This is a genomic window from Kribbella qitaiheensis (assembly GCF_042657745.1).
Taxonomy (GTDB): Bacteria; Actinomycetota; Actinomycetes; order Propionibacteriales; family Kribbellaceae; genus Kribbella; species Kribbella qitaiheensis.
The window spans coordinates 21567-38889 of the sequence record NZ_JBHSKE010000019.1 but is presented as its reverse complement, the minus strand read 5'-3'; the positions used below and the strand labels follow the sequence as shown (position 1 = coordinate 38889).

Here is a 17323-nt window from a genome sequence, read left to right as displayed (position 1 = left end):
GGACGGCCGATGACCGCTGAACCCACCGCCTTCCGCACTGGTCAGCCGCTGGCCTGGACCTACCACCGTGGCACCACAGGTCGGCTGCTCAACACCCAGGAGGCGAGCCCTCCGCCGCAGCCGGGCCGGGAGGACCCGACGGCACCGTGGGTCCCCTTGCCACCCGGCGTACGGGTTGTCACACCGCTGGTCGAACTGGTCCACGAACGAGTGTCCTGCCGCAGTTTCCGCGACAGGCCGATCGATCTCGCGGAGCTGGCCACGCTGCTGCGGACCGGGTACGGCACCACCGGACCGACCGACGACGGCCCGCTGTACATGATCGATCGCGCGGTGCCGTCCGGCGGCGGGCTCTACCCGCTCGAACTGAGCGTGCTTGCGCGCTCGGTGGATGGCCTACCGGCCGGGGTCTACCACTACGTACCGCTCGCAGACGGTCTGGAGCAGGTCCGCGACGGCGCGGTACCGGCGCCGCTGGTCAGCTACCTGTTCATGGGCCAACCGTGGGCAGCCGAGGCTGCCGTCGTACTGGTGCTGTCCGCGGTCTGCGCGCGCAGTCTTGTCAAGTACGGCGACCGCGGGTACCGCTACCTGTTGCTGGAGGCAGGGCACGTGGCACAGAACATCGTCCTCGCGGCGACCGGACTCGATCTCGGCGCGGTCAATCTCGGCGGCTTCTTCGACGACGAGCTGTCAAGGTTGCTGCGCCTCGACCTCGAGTCCGAGATCGTGTTGTACGGCACGGCGATCGGCCGTCCGTCCTCCGGCGACCGCACCGCCCGCCGGGCTCTCGACCGGCTGCAGGACGGTTAGTCGTTCGTCGACGACTGGTCGAGTCTGATGGCGAGCGCAGCCACCTCACGACGTGATGAGGTCCCGGTCTTGTGCAGCAGGTTCGACACGTGCACGCTGACCGTCTTCTCACTGATGAACAGCGCCTTCGCGATCTCGGCGTACGTCCGGCCGGCCACGAGATGGGAGAGCACCTCCAGCTCCCGCTTCGTCAGCGAACGGAAGGGCGCCGGGGGCTGATCGTGCGACGGCGCCGACGGCTCGTCGAGCCGGATCTTGCCGAGGCCGGCCAGCGTGTCCACCTCGCGCCGCAAGGGGATCGCGCCGGCCTCGACAGCGAAGCGGTGCGCCGACCTCAGCGGTACGGCGACCGCGGCCCGAGTGGCTCCCTCGGCCAGCAGGGCCTGTGCCCACCGCCAGGACGCCACGGCTTCATCCCACCGCATTCCCGCGGCGTCACACCGGCGTACGGCTTCCTCCCATGCGGCGGATGTGGGCGTCTCCGCCATGCTCCGTGCGGTCTCTGCCGTGAACAACGCTTCCATCGCTGGTTGGATCAGATCCTCGGGTCCGCCGACCTCGAAGGGCGCAGGCTGCATGCTTCGGCGCACGGTCAGGAGGTCATCGAATGCCGCTCGAGTTTTCCTGACGGCTTCGCGGTCGCGCCGGTCCCGGGCGGCCTCCATCAGATCAGCGGTGACACGTGCTCCACACACCAAATTCTCGTCCGCGTCGCGGGTATCAGCGAATTGGGCGCCCATCGTTCGCGAAAGCAGATCGAGGGCCTGCTCGGGCCTGCCAGTAGCGACCATGTGCTCAGCAAGAACAGGCTGCGCCGATAGGCCTGCACGGTTCTCGAGTGACGGCATCAGCTCCTTCGCTCGCTGCAGGTGCATGCCCGCCACCTCCGGGTTCCCTTGCCTCACCGACAACGATGCCGCAGTCAATCGAACCATGGCGCTGGCGTTCGGTAGGCCGGCCAAGGAGAGGCCTTCCCGGATGACGTCACTGCTCTCCGGGAAGCGTCCGAGCATCAGGAGGTAGTGGGCCAGTATGCCGGCGGCGAAGACCGCCACCGACAGCGCGCCTACGTCGAGGGCGAACGGGAGGAACCTCGTTGCTACCTCGACGCATTCCGTGACGCGACCTCGCCGGTTCAAGTAGTTCATTCTGATCACGAGGATCCGCCAGGTCAGTTCCGGGTCGCCGGTCAGCTCGGCGAAACGCAATGCCTTCGCGGTGTCGCGATCGGAACGCTCGCTGTCGTGGTCCGCATTTCCGCGGGCTGCATAGGCGAAGCCCAGTGCCGCGCTGGAACCGGATCGTTCAGCTGCCTGGACCGCCTCCTCCGCGTACCTCCGCGAGAGCTCGAGTTCGTTGTTCCACCACTGACACCAGCTGAGAAACGCCAGTGCCGCGGCATACTCTTCGCTGTCGGCAAACGCCCGGCTCAGCTCGACCGCGCGCTCTGCCTCGGCGACCGGCCGCCCTTTGGTTCGGCCCGTCGCCCATGCCGAGTCTGCCCAGCGCCTCAGCAGCCTGCACGCCCGAAGCGGGTCTGTGCGCTCGTCCACCAGTTCGAGGGCGCGGCTCCACGCTGCGAAACCCGCCTCGCCGTCGCCGACCAGATCGTTGGCTCGCGCGACGCGCTCCAGCAGGTCCACCTCCTCGTCCACCCGCTCTGTGTCACCGCGGTGGACTGTGGACCACAGGCGCGCCGACCGGCGCAGATGGACCGCCTCCTCGCGCCGCGCCCTGATCCCATTCGCGAGTTCAGCTGCTCGCAGTGACGCGTCCAGGCAGGATTCGAAGTCATGTGCGCCCTCGTAGTGCAAGGCAAGGTCACCCAGCCGTTGGACCTCGTCGGGCCCGGTACCAGAGCGGGACTCGAGCGTCTTGGCCCAGGCGGCATGCACGGTTTCCGCCTCGCCGGGCACGAAGGTGGCGTACAGCACCTCCGCGAGCAGCGGGTGGCGGAACCAGCACAGGTCAGCACCCTGCGCCACACTGATCCCGCTGTCCGTCGCCTCGGCCAGCGCTGTTGTCAGTGACGCGGGGCCGATCCCACGCGCTGCGGCGACCTCCCTGAGGTCATCGATCGACGTCGGTCGTCCGGCGACCGCCAGCACCCGCATGACCTCACGCGCGGGCGCGGACAGCCGATGCCAGGCAGCGAGCAGGGCTCCCGTCAGCTCGGCCGGCAGATCAGCAGGCAGCTCGTCGGCCGTGATCGTGACTCCGTCGAGGAGTAGCTCGCTGAGATAGGGGTTGCCGTCGGATCGTCGTACGACGTCGTCCACGAGGTGGTGGTGCGGGCGACCACCCAGCAACATCGTGAGCTGTTGCTCGGTCTCGTCCCAGCTCAGTCTGTCCAGCCGTATGTCGGTCACCGACGGCAATCGCCTGAGATCCGCCAGCCAGCTGTGCATCGGATGACCGGTTCCGAGCTCCTCATCCCGATAGGTGGTCAGAATCGCCAGCCGCTGTCGTCGGAACCCGGCAACCAGGTACGCGAGCGCGTCGCGGGACGCGAGATCGGCCCACTGCACGTCGTCGATGACCAGAACCGTCGGCCGACGCGAAGCGATCGCCATCACCAGCCCATCCACCACGGACAAGAGCCGGACCGCGCTGTCGGAGGCATACCCACCCAGCGAAGACAACAGCCCGCCCGCAGCAGGGACCGCATCGAGCACCCCGGTCAGCTCGTCGGGCTCGGCCGACTCAGCCCAACCCTCCAGCGCGCTGACGAGCGGACTGTACGGCGAGTCGACGGCGCCGAAGCGGACGCATCGACCCCACAGGACCGCCACGCCCCCCGCCGCGGCCTCGTCACAAACGTCTCGGACCAGGCGGGTCTTGCCCACGCCGGCCTCGCCGTGCACGAACACCGCACACGGTCGTCCTTCGACAGCTCCCCGGATCGCCGACCCGAGAATCCCCTTTTCCCCGATCCGACCGGCTACACCGAGTGAGCGTGTGACCGCTGCCCCTCCCACAACGTTCAGTCTGCGCCCATCACCTTGCACTGTCTGCAGGATTTGCGAGCACGACCAGAGCGACCGCTCGCCAGGAGCCGATAATCGGTCGTGCGAGCCCTCCGAACGATCACGAACTACGGCTGGAGTGCGGCTGCAGGTCGAACACCACCCGCGCCGGCGACATCGGGTCGTACCTGATCGGGACCCGCTGTCCGGCGTGCGGCACCGCGCCCGGAAGCGGGTACCGCACGTCGTTGCGGATCAGCGAGGTTCCCACGGTGAAGCGGACCAGCAGGAACGTGCGATGGCCGGCCCGCAGCACAGAGATCACCTCGGCGTCCACCCGGCGCCAGTTCGCGGACTCTGCCTCCGGACCGTCGAGCCCCACGCCGGGATGGCTGACCAGGACCAGAAGCCCTACCCCCACAGCCAGCCCGACGATCAGTAGCACAGGGATTGCCCACATCAGCCCGTGCCTCCTCCTGCGGAGAGTCCCGACCGGCTCGGCTAGCCGGCCAGCACGTGGCGACGCCGGTACAGCCACATGCCGCCAAAGGCGACGGCGGCACCACCGAGCGCGGAGGCGCTAGCCTGCAGGGCCTCGGCCGCGTTGTCGTCCGACGCGCTCTGGCCCGTCGCCGCCTGTACGGGGGTCACTTCGTACTTCGGGTCGTAGTTCGGGTAGTTGGGCTCCGAGCCCTTGGCGTCGGCTCGCGGGTAGCCGGCTCCTTCGTCAGGCCAGTCGGGCGAAGAGTTCGGTACAGCTTGAGACGTGGACCCGCCCCCCGGGTCTTTCGTCGCCGACGCCTCGGTCGTGGTGAGGACGACGGCGCCCATCGCGACTGCGGACAGTGCGAGGGCGGAGTACCTGCGGTTCATGATTCCTCCATGAGATCGATGCGGCGGGATCGCCGCTCTCCTTCACAGTCGGCTCTATGCCCCGCAGCCACATCGGAGACAACCCCTCAGAAACCGGAACATCACTCCTCAGATTTCGCGATGGCGTGGTGTCGCCCGGGCGGCCTGGAGCGAATCTTTCCAATAATGCACAGATATCTTGTATAGGAGACACTGCGCCACTACAGTTCAGGTGCATGACCACTCAGTTGACCAATGACGCCCATCGCCACCTCGGTGTGATGCCGGCGTACCCGTTCTATGGCGGGGCACCTGTTAACCCGGACATGTCGGCACGCGCGACCCTGGCGGAGCTCATCGCCGACCTCGACCGCGAAGGCACTGAACGTGCGCTGGTCCTCCCCAACTACGGGGTACCGGACGCCAAGGTGTCATTCGGCTTCAACCAGCTGGTGCTGGAGGCCGCTGCGAAGGACGACCGGATCAGCTGCGGTCTGTGGGTATCACCGCGGCCCCAGGACGCCGAAATGACGGCAAAGGCCCTGGAGCTTGCGGGTGAGCCCGGCGTGAAGGCGCTCAAGACGAGCTTCCTGCTCGGCGGGAGCGTCGAGGATCCGGAGTGCCAGGTGCAACTCGACAACATGTTCGCGGTCGCCCGGGAGCACGACCTCGTCGTCCACTTCCACACCTCGCCGGGCGCGGCGTCCGACATCGACAAGGTCGGCCAGCTGGTGGACAAGTACGGCGACGACGCGAAGATCCACCTGGTGCACTTCGGGGGCGGCATCAGCGGGCACATCAAGCTGGTCAGCTCCCGCTTCTTCGACTGGATCGAAGCCGGCAAGAAGGTCTACACCGACACCAGCTGGGCGGTCGGCTTCGCGCCGCGCTGGCTGGCGAGCGAGATCGAGCGCCGGGGCATCGGCCACGACCGCGTCCTCTTCGCCAGCGACGAGCCATGGGGCGACTATGCGGGCGAGGCCGCCCGTCTCGCGGCCGCGACAGGTGACGGCGAGCTGGGTCGACTGATGTTCACCGACAACTTCACCACCCTGTACGGCTCGTAGCGGCGGTCTGGCTTCATCCGGAAGGGGTGATGCAGGAAGTCTCCCTGGGCGGAGAATCAGTGGGCACTATGGCCTCGCTCACAGACCGTCCCGACGTCAGCCCACCTGGCTGGCAGCAGTACGTGCCCGGCGTCATCCTGGCCAGGTCGTACCAGCGGGCATGGTTGCCCAAGGACATCGTCGCGGGCCTCGTCCTGTCGGCGCTGCTGGTGCCGCAGGGGATGGCGTACGCACAGCTGGCCGGGCTGCCGCCGGTGACCGGGCTCTACACCTCGATCCTGTGCCTGCTCGGCTACGCGGTCTTCGGGCCGTCCAGAGTCCTGGTGCTGGGTCCGGACTCGTCCCTGGGCCCGATGATCGCGGCAACGATCGCGCCACTTCTGCTCGCCAACGGTGACCCCGCTCGGGCCATCGCGCTCGCCTCGATGCTGGCGGTGATGGTCGGCGTCGTGATGGCGGTCGCCGGGCTGGCCCGGTTCGGGTTCGTGGCGGACCTGCTCTCCAAGCCGACCCAGATCGGCTACATGAACGGGCTCGCACTGACCATCGTGATCGGTCAGTTGGCCAAGCTGTTCGGGTTCTCGGTCGATGCCGACGGACTGGTGGCCGAGGCGCAGGCCGTCGTGTCGGGGCTCGCGAACGGCGACGCGAACACGACGGCCGCGATCCTCGGGGTGGGGTCGCTCGTCGGCATCCTGGTGCTGAATCGGTGGCTGCCCAAGCTGCCGAGCGTTCTGATCATCGTGGTGCTGGCCTCCATCCTGGTCAGCGCGTTCGACCTGCAGTCCCACGACGTCGACACGATCGGCGTTCTCCCCCAAGGTTTTCCGCCCTTCACGGTCCCGGACGTGACCCTGGACGACCTGCCGCCGCTGTTCGTCGGGGCGCTCGCCATCGCCGTCGTCGCGCTCGCCGACACGATGTCCACGGCGTCGGCCTTCGCCGCTCGCAAGGGCGAGCGGGTGCGCGGGAACCAGGAGATGGTCGGCATCGGCGCCGCCAACATCGCGGCCGGGTTCTTCCAGGGCTTCCCGGTCAGCACCAGCGGATCCCGCACCGCCGTCGCCGACCAGGCCGGCTCCAAGTCCCAGGTGACCGGCCTCGTCGGCGCCGTGATGATCACCGTGGTCCTGGTCTTCGCCACCGGCCTGATGCAGTACGTTCCTCAGCCGACGCTGGGCGCGATCGTGATCGCCGCCGCGCTGTCGCTGGCCGACATCGCCGGGACGCGTCGGCTGTGGCATCAGCGCCCGATGGAGTTCGTGCTGTCGATCATCGCGCTGCTCGGCGTCGCCCTCCTGGGGGTGCTGCCCGGCATTCTGATCGCGGTGGGCCTGTCCATCCTCAACGTCTTCCGCCGCGCCTGGTGGCCACACCAGGCCGAGCTCGGCCGGGTGGAGGGGATCGACGGCCTGCACGACACCGAGAGCTATCCTGACGCCGAACTCCTGCCCGGTCTGGTCGTCTACCGTTTCGACGCGCCGCTGATCTTCGCGAACGCGCGAATGTTCGGTGAGAAGCTGCGAGCGATCGCCGAGGATCATCCCGACCTCCGCTGGATCATCGTGGCCGCCGAGCCCATCACCGACATCGACACCACAGCCTCCGACATGCTGCAGGAGCTGGACTCCTGGCTCAACGAGCGCGGTGTCTCGCTGGTCTTCGCGGAGATGAAGGATCCGGTGCGCGAGAAGATCGAGCAGTACGAGCTCACCCGCACGATCGAGCCGAGGCACTTCCTGCCGACGCTGGACGAGGCTGTCGAGGAGTACGTCCGGGAGACGGGCGCGACCTGGCGCACACCGGACAGAAAGGCGTGACTGTCGATCCGAGGAGTTCGCACTCGTATAGGGGGTGAGAGGCCGGCAAGGAGGCCGGCCGCCAACCCGAGGAGTGCGCGATGGGCAAGATCGTGGTCGTCTGCAACCTGACGCTGGACGGTGTGATGCAGGCGCCTGGTCGACCGGATGAGGACACCCGTGGCGGGTTCGAGTACGGCGGGTGGGCGGTTCCGTACAGCCACGACGCGATGGGACGGGTGATGGGCGATCCGGGCGCGGAGCCGGCGGCTTTGCTGCTCGGGCGTCGGACCTATGAGGATTTCGCCGACTTCTGGCCGAAGCAGGAGGATAACCCGTACACCGAGGCGCTCAACCGGCAGCAGAAGTACGTCGTCTCGAACACGCTGGCCGAGCCTCTTCCATGGGCGAACTCCACCGTCGTCAAGGCGGCGGACATCCCCGCCCTCGAGGAAGCGCAGAACCTGATCATCCTGGGCAGCGGCGCCCTGATCAGCTCGATCCAGGGTCAGATCGACGAGTACAAGCTCCTGATCCACCCACTGGTCCTGGGCACCGGCAAACGTCTCTTCGACCCCGCCGCGCGCCAGGACCTCGAACTCACCGACAGCGTCACCACAACCACCGGCGTCATCATCGCCACCTGCCGCCCCGCGCGGTAGCTAGACCGCTACCGCCGACAGTGCTCGCGCGGCGTCGTACCGGGCGAGGGCCAGTCCAGCCACGCGGGGGTCGGCGCCGAGAGGTGCGCTGACCGGCAGGTCGCCGGCGATGCGGTGCACGCGATCCGCGAAGAACCCAGGCGCCAGCATGTAGGTAGCAACAGCAACCCGGCCGGTACTGCGCGCGAGGACGGGGGCGAGGTGTTCGCCGGCGCCGGAGATGCAGCCGACCTCGACAGGGCGGTCGATCAGGGTGGAGAGCATCGCGGCGGTGGCGGAGCAGTCAAGCAGCGCACGGCGGTCCGAGGAACCCGCGGCGGCGAGAACAACCTGATCGACCTCGTCAAAACTGGACCGGGATTCACCCAGGCACTCCCCCAACCGGTCGGCCAAGACCTGAGCCAGCACAGGATCAGGCCCGAGCGCCGCAGCCGCCTGTACGTGACCCGGCCGGCGCGCAGCTTCGCCGAGGACGTCCACCGCAACGTGATACCCGCTGCTCAACAACAACGGCACCACCACCGCCTGGTTGCTGTCAGCAACAACCCGGTCCACCAGCGAAGGCAGCGCCGGTACGTCGACGTCCACGAAGCCGAGCGAGATCGGCAGCTCAGGGCGCAGCCGCGCCATCATCCGCACGAGTTCGTGGACCTCGCGAATCCCCCGCGGATCGGCGGTCCCGTGCGCCGCCGCGATCAGGTCGACGCTCATGTCGGCAACCCCACCGGCTCGACGGCCAGGCGATACCCCCGCCGTACGACGGTACGAACCAACTCGGGCCGCCCGACCGCAGTACGGAGCCGGTTGACCGTCACCTCCACCGCATGAACGTCCTCAGCACCAGGCAGCACGGCCAACAAAGCAGGCCGGGACACAACGTCTCCACCAGCCGCCACCAACGCAGCCAGCACTGCGCGCGGCCCCGGCCCGAGCGGTAGCACGACCCCGTCCAGCACCGCGGCGCCGCCACGGATCACCAACTGTCCGAAGGCCGTCTCGATCGAGCGGGCATTGTCGTCGGTCAGCCGATCCGTCACGATCCGGATCAACGCACCGAGCCGGAAGCGATCAGGCACCAACGGCTCCAACCCCAACGCCACGAACGGCCCCGCGGTGATCGGTCCGACGCAGGCGTTCAGCACCCTGCCGGTCCGCAACGCCGCGACCAACGCGTCGTACTGACCCGTCAGCGCGGCCGCGTCCAGCAACGCCTGCGCACCCGGCGCGGAAGTGTGCACGACAGCATCGACTCCACCCGCACAGATCTGCCCGATCACCCGCTCGACGACGGCCGGATCCGGTGCCGGGCCCCAGCGATACACCTCGAGTCCACGCACCGAAGCACCGACAGCACGGAGTTCGTCCTGCAGCGCGGGATCCGACAAGCCGTGCAGCTGAACGACGATCTTGCGCCCGGCGACGCCTTGGTCGCGCAACCAGTCGACGACCTCGGCGGTCGTCTCGGACCGGGCGGACCAGTGCTCGACCAGCCCGGCCGCACGGATCGCGCCGCGCGCCTTGGGGCCGCGGGCGAGCAGCCGCGAGGACTCCAGCGTGGTCAGCAGATCCGCCGCGAGACCGGCGGTGTCCGCGGCCTCGACCCAGCCCCGGAACCCGACCGCGGTGGTGACCACCACGTCGTCCGGTGGGTTCGCGATCACCCGCCGGGTGGCCTCGATCAGCGGCTGGTCGTCGGCGGCCGGCACGATCTGCAGCGTCGGCGCGTGCAGCACCTTCGCGCCCCGGCGTTCGAACGACCCGATCAGGTCCTCCGCCCGCCGGTGCGCGGTGACGGCGATCGTGCAGCCGCTCAGCGGACCGGGCCTAGTCACCGACGATCACCTGGCCGTCGGCCACCCTCACCCGGTACGTCGGGATGCTGACCTCGGGGTCGTCCAGACAGACACCGGTGCGCAGGTCGTAGACCTCCTTGAACATCGGCGACGCCACCGTCGGCACGTCACCGCGGCTGCCCACGATACCGCGCGACATCACGTTCGCCCCGCTCACCGGGTCCTGGTTCCCCAGGGCATACACCTCGCCGTCGTAGGTGCGGAACACCGCGATCTGGCGATCCCCGACCAGCGCGGCGACACCTCGCTCCGGCAGCAACGCGTCGTACGCGCAGACCGCTACGGCGGTGATTGCCACCTCCGTCATCGGCGACAGGGTCATCGACGTACCTCCAATCGGGGGCCGGCGAGCAGGACCGGCTCCAGTTGACCGCGTTCGGCCGGGGTCGCCGGCCGCGGTTGGTTGCGTTCGACCACGTAGCGCAGGTCGGCGTCAGGCTGGTCCGGCGCGTTCACGAACGAGACGAAACGGGCCAGCTTGTCCGGGTCCTGCAAGGTGGCCTGCCACTCGTCCACGTAGGAGTCGACGTGCGCGGCCATCGCCGCGTCCAGGTCGGCCGCGATGCCGAGGCTGTCGTTCAGCACGACGTCGCGGACGTGGTCGAGACCGCCGTCGATCTCGTTGATCCAGACGGCCGTCCGCTGCAGCCGGTCGCCGGTGCGGATGTAGTACATCAGGAACCGGTCGATTGCCTGCAGCAACTGTTCGTCGGTGAGATCGGAGGCGAGCAGCTGCGCGTGGCGCGGCGTCATGCCGCCGTTGCCGCCGACGTAGAGGTTCCAACCGTTCTCGGTCGCGATCACGCCGACGTCCTTGCCACGAGCCTCGGCACACTCGCGCGCGCAACCGGAGACGCCGAGCTTCAGCTTGTGCGGCGACCGCAGCCCGCGGTACCGCAGCTCCAGCGCGATCGCCATCCCCACGGAGTCCTGTACGCCGTACCGGCACCAGGTGGAACCGACGCAGGACTTCACCGTGCGCAGCGCTTTGCCGTAGGCATGGCCGGACTCGAATCCGGCGTCAACCAGTCGCTGCCAGATCGCCGGCAACTGCTCGATCCGGGCTCCGAACAGGTCGACCCGCTGCCCGCCGGTGATCTTGGTGTAGAGGCCGAAGTCCCGGGCCACCTCGCCGATCGCGATCAAGCCCTCGGGCGTCACCTCGCCACCTGGGATCCGCGGTACGACGGAGTAGGTGCCGTCCTTCTGGATGTTCGCCATCACGTGGTCGTTGGTGTCCTGCAGGGTCGCACGCTCTCCGTCGAGCACGTGCCCGGCCGGGTCCAGGCTGGACAGGATCGAGGCGACCACGGGCTTGCAGATGTCGCAACCTCGGCCGGTTCCGTGCCGGTCGACGATCTCACTGAAGGTGCGCAGCCCGGTCACCCGGACCACGTCGAACAGCTCGGCCCGGGACAGCGCGAAGTGCTCGCACAACGCCTTGCTGACCTCGACGCCGGCCGCGGCCAGTTCGGCGTTGAGCAGGTTCTTCACGATCGGCAGACACGATCCACAGCTCGTACCGGCCTTGGTCTTACCGCACAGAGACTTCAGATCGCCGCATCCCTCGTCGCGCACAGCGCATCGGATCGCCCCGGCCGCGACGTTGTTGCACGAGCAGACCGGCGCGTCGTCCGGCAGTTCCAGTTGCGCGGGCTGCGAGCCCTCCGGCAGCAGGAACGACGCGGGGTCGGCGCCGAGCTCCCGACCCACCATCGGCCGCAGGGCCGAGTACGCCGACGCGTCGCCGACGAGGATTCCGCCCAGCAAGGTGCGAGCGTCGTCGGACAGCACCAGCTTCTTGTAGACCCCCGCCACCGGGTCGGCGTACACGATGTCGAGTGCGCCCTCGGTGGCTCCGAAGGCGTCACCGAAGCTGGCCACGTCGACGCCGAGCAGCTTGAGCTTGGTCGACGAGTCAGCACCGGGGAAGGTTGCCTCGCCACCGAGTAGGCGATCGGCGACGATCTCGGCCATCGCGTAGCCCGGGGCAACCAGTCCCCAGACGCGTCCCTCAATGCAGGCGACTTCGCCGATCGCCCAGACACCCGGCACCGAAGTACGGCAGGTGTCGTCGACGACCACACCACCACGTTCGCCGACCTCCAGGCCGGCGGCCCGGCCGAGTTCGTCGCGCGGCCGGACACCGGTGGCGAAGACAACGACGTCCGCTGGCAGATCGGGACCGTCGGCTACGGCCATCGCCCGGGCGGCTCCTTGCGAGGTCGTCTTCACCCGGGTGACCTGGGTTGCGGTCAGCACGTCCACATCGAGGCCGCGGATGAGCCGCGCGAGCGCGCTGCCGCCACCCTCGTCCACCTGCAACGGCATCAGCCGCGGCGCGAACTCGACCACCTTCGTCGCCGCACCCAACGCTCGTAGGGCACCGGCCGCCTCCAGACCGAGCAGACCGCCACCGACCACAACGCCGCGAACCTCCTTGCCCTCCGACCGCAACCTCTCGACGTACACCCGCAGAGCGGCGACATCGTCGATGGTCCGGTAGACGAAGCAACCATTGACGTCGCTGTTCTTCACCGGCGGGACAAAGGCGCTCGAGCCTGTCGCGAGCACCAGTTCGTCGTAGCCGATCACGTCGCCGCGAGTGGTCTGCACCGTGCGTGCCTCGGCATCGAACGAGGCCACCGTGACACCCTTGCGCAGGGTCACCGCTGGGTCGTCCCAGAGCTCGGGCTCACCCAGCGAGAGGTCGTGCGGGTCCCGGCCGGAGAAGTAGCTGGTCAGCGCGACCCGGTCGTATGGCAGCCGCGGTTCCTCGGCCAGCACGGTGATGCGCCACTCGATCCCGGTGTCGCGGGATCGCAGCGCCTCCACCAGCCGGTGCGCGACCATGCCTCCGCCGACGATCACCAAATGCCGGGCCTTCTTCAGCTCTGTCATGGTTGCCCTCCTGGTCGGCACGGGTTCGGTCTCGCCGCGCTGGAGCCGGTCGAGAAGGTCACCGACAGCCCCTGTGCAGCTGCCGCAACCGGTGGTCGCTCTGGTTGTCGCCGCGATGCCGGCCACGCTGTCGGCACCCGCTTGCCACGCCGCCTCGATCGCGGCCCTCGTCACGCCGTTGCACCGGCAGACCGTCAACGCCTTGCGCTTGGGCGGTTCAGGTGCCGCCAGCAATGAATCCGCGCGCACCGGCGTCTGCCGATCGGCCAGCAGCACCAGCTCGGCGGCAACCTCCGGCGCACCGATAGCCACGGCCGCCTGCACCACGCCGTCCCGCAGTACCGCGCGGACGTAGCGCTCGCCGTCTTCCAGCCGGACGGCTTCACCTTCTTCGTCCCGGCCGCCGAGAATCAGTACGTCGAGCCCGCCCGCGGTGATCCGGACGACCTCGTCCAGCCCGTCATCGATGGGCTCGTCGACCAGGAGTTCTCCGAAGACGGCCCGGCCGCTCACCGTCACGGAACGGAACCGGCCGTCCTTGAGGTCGGCCCCTTCCACCGTGGCGTTGAGCAGTACTTCGATGCCGAGCTCACGAACAGCCCGGGTGATCCGCCGTCCCGCGGTGGGCCGAATCGCCTTGTCCAGCAGCGTTTCCCCGGCATGCACCACCGTCACCGCGATCCCGCGCTCCCGCAGTGTGGCGGCCGCCTCGACGGCTCGGACCCCGCCGCCCAGCACCACGGCCCGCCGTACCTGCTGAGCTGTGGGCGAGCCGACCTTGGGCTGCCTCGCCTTTGGCGCTCGGACACGAACGGATTCGGCGGTCTCCACAGCCAGGCGGCTGCGAGTGGAGAAGTCGGGTGAGGTCTCAGCGGTCAGCTCCACCGCGCAGACCTTGAACTCCGGCATCCGCGAGATCGGATCGAGCGCGTCGTTGGTCAGCTCGTTCACGCTGCCCTCGCCACCGAAGTGGAACGGCACGAACACCGTGTCCGGTCGTACGTCGGACGTCACCCGCGCCGGCAGCACCATCGAACCCCGGGTGGTCCGCAACCGGACAGGCCGCCCGTCGACGATCCCCAACTGCGCGGCGACCCGCGGATGAATCTCGGCGAACACCTCCGGCTCCGCCTCGGCCAGCTCCGCGACCCGCCTGGTCTGCGCTCCACTCTGGTAGTGCTGCAGCAACCGGCCGGTCACCAGGTAGTACGGCGCGTCCGGCCGCAGGTCGTCGGCGACCGCCCGGTGATCCACGATGACGACCCGGGCCCGGCCGTCCGGAGTACCGAAACGGTCGGCGAAGAGCCGCGGCGTACCGGGGTGGTCGTCGGACGGGCAGGGCCAGAAGACGGCCTCGCCGGCATCCAACCGGTCCCAGCTGATCCCCGAGTAGTCGGCGATCCCACCTGCACTCGCGACCCGCAACTCGTCATATACAGCAGCCGGATCGGTCGAGAACGGCACCTCGGGGCGCAGCCGCTCGGCCAGCCCTGCGAACACTGCAAGATCGCTCCGCACCTCGCCAGGAGCCGGTACTGCGACCCGGCGGCGCAGCACGCGTCCTTCCAGGGAGGTCATCGTGCCCTCCTCCTCGGCCCACTGCGTGACCGGGAAGACGACATCGGCCAGCAGCGCGGTCTCGCTCGGGACCACGTCCGCCACCACCAGCAACTCCAGTGCCGCGAGTCGCTCGCGGACCGAGGCCAGCTTCGGCGCAGAGACCACCAGGTTGCTGCCGTGGACGAGCAACGCGCGCGGCCCGTCCGTCGTACCGAGCGCGTCGATCAGCTCGACCGCGCTGCGGCCGGGACCGGGCAGCTCGTCGGGATCCACGCCCCAGACGCCCGCGACGTAGGCGCGCGCCTCGGGATCGGCGATGCTCCGGTAGCCGGGAAGCTGGTCTGCCTTCTGGCCGTGCTCGCGTCCGCCCTGGCCGTTGCCCTGCCCGGTGATGCAGCCATAACCACTACCGAGCCGCCCGGGCAGTCCGAGTGCCAGAGCGAGGTTGATGCAGGCCGTGACTGTGTCTGTGCCCTTGCTGTGTTGCTCGGCACCCCGGCCGGTCAGGATGAACGCCCCCGCCCCGCCATGGACCGGAGCAGCCGCCGCCAGCACTCGCGCTGCCTTCCTGATCGCCACAGCCGGTACGCCGGTGACGCGCTCGGCTCGCTCTGGCCACCAGGCGGCGGTAGAGCGGAACAGCCCGTCCGGGTCATCCGTGCGCTCCGCCAGATAGGTGGTGTCCGCCAGGCCCTCCTGCAGGACCACGTGAGTCAGCGAGAGCACCAGAGCCAGGTCGCTCCCCGGAGTCGCTTGCAGGTGGATCCCGGCGCCGTCCTCGCTCAGCCCGGCGGTCGCAGTACGGCGTGGGTCGACGACCAGCAGCCCGCCCGCGTCCCGGGCGCCGGCCAGATGAGCGACGGCAGGCGGCATGGTCTCGGCGATGTTGCTGCCGACCAGCAGGATCGCGCCGGCGCCGCCGAGATCCGCCAGGGGGAACGGCAGGCCGCGATCGATGCCGAAGGCCCGGTTCGTCGCGGCTGCCGCGGAGGACATGCAGAAGCGGCCGTTGTAGTCGACGTTCGAGGTCCGGAGCGTGACTCGGGCGAATTTGCCGAGCGCATACGCCTTCTCGTTCGTCAGCCCGCCACCACCGAAGACTGCGACCGAGTCGTTGCCGTGCTCGCGCTGCAGCGAGCGGAGCCGGTCGGCGACGAAGTCCAGCGCGTGCTCCCAGGTCGTCTCGACCAGAGCTCCGGAGTCGTCCCGGATCAGCGGCTTCGTCAGCCGGTCCGGCACGGTGAGCACCTCGGGAGCAGTCCACCCCTTGCGACACAGCCCGCCCCGGTTGGTCGGGAACTCCCGCGGCCGCACGGTGACGGCACCCGGCTGGTCGGCCGGGTGCAGCGTCGTCGCGCACTGCAGGGCGCAGTACGGGCAGTGGGTGTCGACTCCCGTCACACGCGCTCCTGGCTGAGCGGGCCACCCCGGCGCAGGTAGCAGAAGTAGGTCAGCCCCAGACAGACCACGTAGAAGGCGCAGAAGCAGTAGAGCGCCGGGACAAGCGAGCCGTAGTGGCCGCTCGACATCGCGAAGCCTCGCGGCACCAGGAACCCGCCGTACGCGCCGACCGCCGAGGCGATCCCGATGCAGGCAGCGGCCTCCCGGCGGGCCCGGACCAGGTCGGGCCCGCCGTCGAGGTCCCGGGTGGTCTGCCGGAACACCGCGGGGATCATCCGGTACGTCGAACCGTTGCCGGCGCCGCTGGCCACGAACAGCACCAGGAAGCTGAGCAGGAACCCGGTGAAGCTCTCGGCGTTCAGCGCCACGATCGCCGACAGGATCCCGATCCCCATCACCACGAACGCGCAGACCGTCACCCAGGCGCCGCCGACCGCGTCGGACAGCTTGCCGCCGAACGGCCGGGACACCGACCCCACCAGCGCGCCGAGGAAGGCGATGTGGGCCACCGTGATCTCGGGGAACGTCGTCTTGATCAGCAGCGGGAAGGCCGCCGAGAAGCCGATGAACGACCCGAAGGTGCCGATGTAGAGGAACGAGATCACCCAGGTGTGCGGCCGCTTCGCCGCCGCGACGGAGGCACGGAACGACGAGGTCGCCGCGGTCAGGTTGTCCATCACCCGCCAGGCGAGCACCGCTGCCAGCAGGATCAGCGGGATCCACATCAGCCCGGCGCGGTTGAGCGTCAGCCCGGCGCCCGCCACGATCACGATCGGCACCAGCAACTGGACCACCGCCACGCCCAGGTTCCCGCCGGCCGCGTTCAGGCCCAGCGCGAAGCCCTTGTCCCGCTCGGGGAAGAAGAAGGAGATGTTGGTCATGCTGCTGGCGAAGTTGCCGCCGCCCGCACCCGCGGTGGCCGCGACCAGTGCCATCAACCAGAACGGCGTGTCCGGCCGGCTGACGAAGTACGCGAGACCGAGAGACGGGATCAGCAGCAGCAACGCGGACACCATCGTCCAGTTCCGCCCGCCGAACTTCGGTACGGCGAAGGTGTACGGCAGCCGCAGCGTGGCTCCCACCAGGCTCGGCAGCGCCACCAGCCAGAACATCTGGTCCGTGCTGTAGCCGAACCCCGCGGCCGGCAGGGAGACGACCACGATGCTCCACAGCTGCCAGACCGAGAAGCCGAGGAACTCGGCGAAGATCGACGGCCGCAGGTTGCGGCGCGCCACCCGGCGCCCCTTCGCCGCCCAGAACCCGGCGTCCTCGGGGTCCCAGACGTCGATCCAGCGCCCGCGCCGGGGCGCCTCGACGGTACCCACCGCGCCGGCCTGGTCGCGCGGAGTGACGACCTCCGGTCGTGCCTCGAGCGTCATCGTTCGTCTCCGATCATCCGACCTGATTGATTGAGGTCGTATGCGGTAATCCCGCGCCGTAGCGAGCAGG

General features: G+C 69.0%; 12 protein-coding genes. 4 read left to right on the top strand and 8 right to left on the bottom strand.

Going from position 1 to position 17323, the window contains the following annotated elements; all coding sequences use genetic code 11:
* Positions 1–9: 9 nt before the first annotated feature.
* Entirely contained in the window at positions 10–813 is an 804-nt protein-coding gene (locus tag ACFPJ1_RS16240; RefSeq protein WP_380104615.1) for a SagB/ThcOx family dehydrogenase, read from the top strand.
* Here ACFPJ1_RS16240 and ACFPJ1_RS16235 read toward each other — a convergent pair.
* The 3 genes from ACFPJ1_RS16235 to ACFPJ1_RS16225 all read right to left on the bottom strand — a co-directional run bounded on the left by ACFPJ1_RS16235 (position 810) and on the right by ACFPJ1_RS16225 (position 4652).
* Positions 810–3791, bottom strand: coding sequence for a helix-turn-helix transcriptional regulator (locus ACFPJ1_RS16235; protein ID WP_380104613.1), 2982 nt, complete (start codon positions 3789–3791; stop codon positions 810–812). The genes ACFPJ1_RS16240 and ACFPJ1_RS16235 overlap by 4 nt on opposite strands.
* Positions 3792–3900: 109 nt before the next feature.
* Positions 3901–4239, bottom strand: coding sequence for a hypothetical protein (locus ACFPJ1_RS16230; RefSeq protein ID WP_380104611.1), 339 nt, complete (start codon positions 4237–4239; stop codon positions 3901–3903).
* 41 nt (positions 4240–4280) lie between these two features.
* Positions 4281–4652, bottom strand: coding sequence for a hypothetical protein (locus ACFPJ1_RS16225; RefSeq protein WP_380104609.1), 372 nt, complete (start codon positions 4650–4652; stop codon positions 4281–4283).
* A 215-nt stretch (positions 4653–4867) separates the two neighbouring features.
* Between ACFPJ1_RS16225 and ACFPJ1_RS16220 the strand changes: the two genes are divergently transcribed.
* The 3 genes from ACFPJ1_RS16220 (at position 4868) to ACFPJ1_RS16210 (ending at position 8159) form a co-directional block, all read left to right on the top strand.
* Entirely contained in the window at positions 4868–5698 is an 831-nt protein-coding gene (locus ACFPJ1_RS16220) for an amidohydrolase family protein (RefSeq protein WP_380104607.1), read from the top strand.
* Between the two features lie 68 nt (positions 5699–5766).
* Positions 5767–7518 (top strand): SulP family inorganic anion transporter, encoded by a 1752-nt coding sequence (locus ACFPJ1_RS16215; RefSeq protein WP_380104605.1) that lies wholly within the window; start codon positions 5767–5769, stop codon positions 7516–7518.
* Between the two features lie 80 nt (positions 7519–7598).
* Positions 7599–8159 carry a dihydrofolate reductase family protein gene (locus tag ACFPJ1_RS16210; protein ID WP_380104604.1) on the top strand — a complete coding sequence of 187 codons (561 nt, stop codon included), beginning with the start codon at positions 7599–7601 and terminating at the stop codon, positions 8157–8159.
* Here ACFPJ1_RS16210 and ACFPJ1_RS16205 read toward each other — a convergent pair whose 3' ends face one another.
* The 5 genes from ACFPJ1_RS16205 to ACFPJ1_RS16185 are packed head-to-tail and all read right to left on the bottom strand — an operon-like array spanning position 8160 to position 17253.
* The gene (locus ACFPJ1_RS16205) at positions 8160–8870 is read right to left on the bottom strand and encodes a sirohydrochlorin chelatase (protein ID WP_380104602.1); all 711 of its coding nucleotides are present in this window, start codon (positions 8868–8870) and stop codon (positions 8160–8162) included.
* Complete coding sequence (locus tag ACFPJ1_RS16200) at positions 8867–9991, bottom strand: uroporphyrinogen-III synthase (RefSeq protein ID WP_380104600.1); 1125 nt, start codon at positions 9989–9991, stop codon at positions 8867–8869. Before ACFPJ1_RS16200 ends, ACFPJ1_RS16205 begins: the two co-directional genes overlap by 4 nt.
* The gene (nirD, locus tag ACFPJ1_RS16195; RefSeq protein ID WP_380104598.1) at positions 9984–10319 is read right to left on the bottom strand and encodes a nitrite reductase small subunit NirD; all 336 of its coding nucleotides are present in this window, start codon (positions 10317–10319) and stop codon (positions 9984–9986) included. The genes ACFPJ1_RS16200 and nirD overlap by 8 nt, the downstream gene beginning before the upstream one ends.
* A gap of 11 nt (positions 10320–10330) precedes the next feature.
* Complete coding sequence (gene nirB / locus ACFPJ1_RS16190) at positions 10331–15874, bottom strand: nitrite reductase large subunit NirB (RefSeq protein ID WP_380104597.1); 5544 nt, start codon at positions 15872–15874, stop codon at positions 10331–10333.
* Positions 15871–17253, bottom strand: a complete 1383-nt coding sequence (locus tag ACFPJ1_RS16185) for an MFS transporter (protein ID WP_380104595.1) — start codon at positions 17251–17253, stop codon at positions 15871–15873. Before ACFPJ1_RS16185 ends, nirB begins: the two co-directional genes overlap by 4 nt.
* Positions 17254–17323 lie beyond the last annotated feature (70 nt).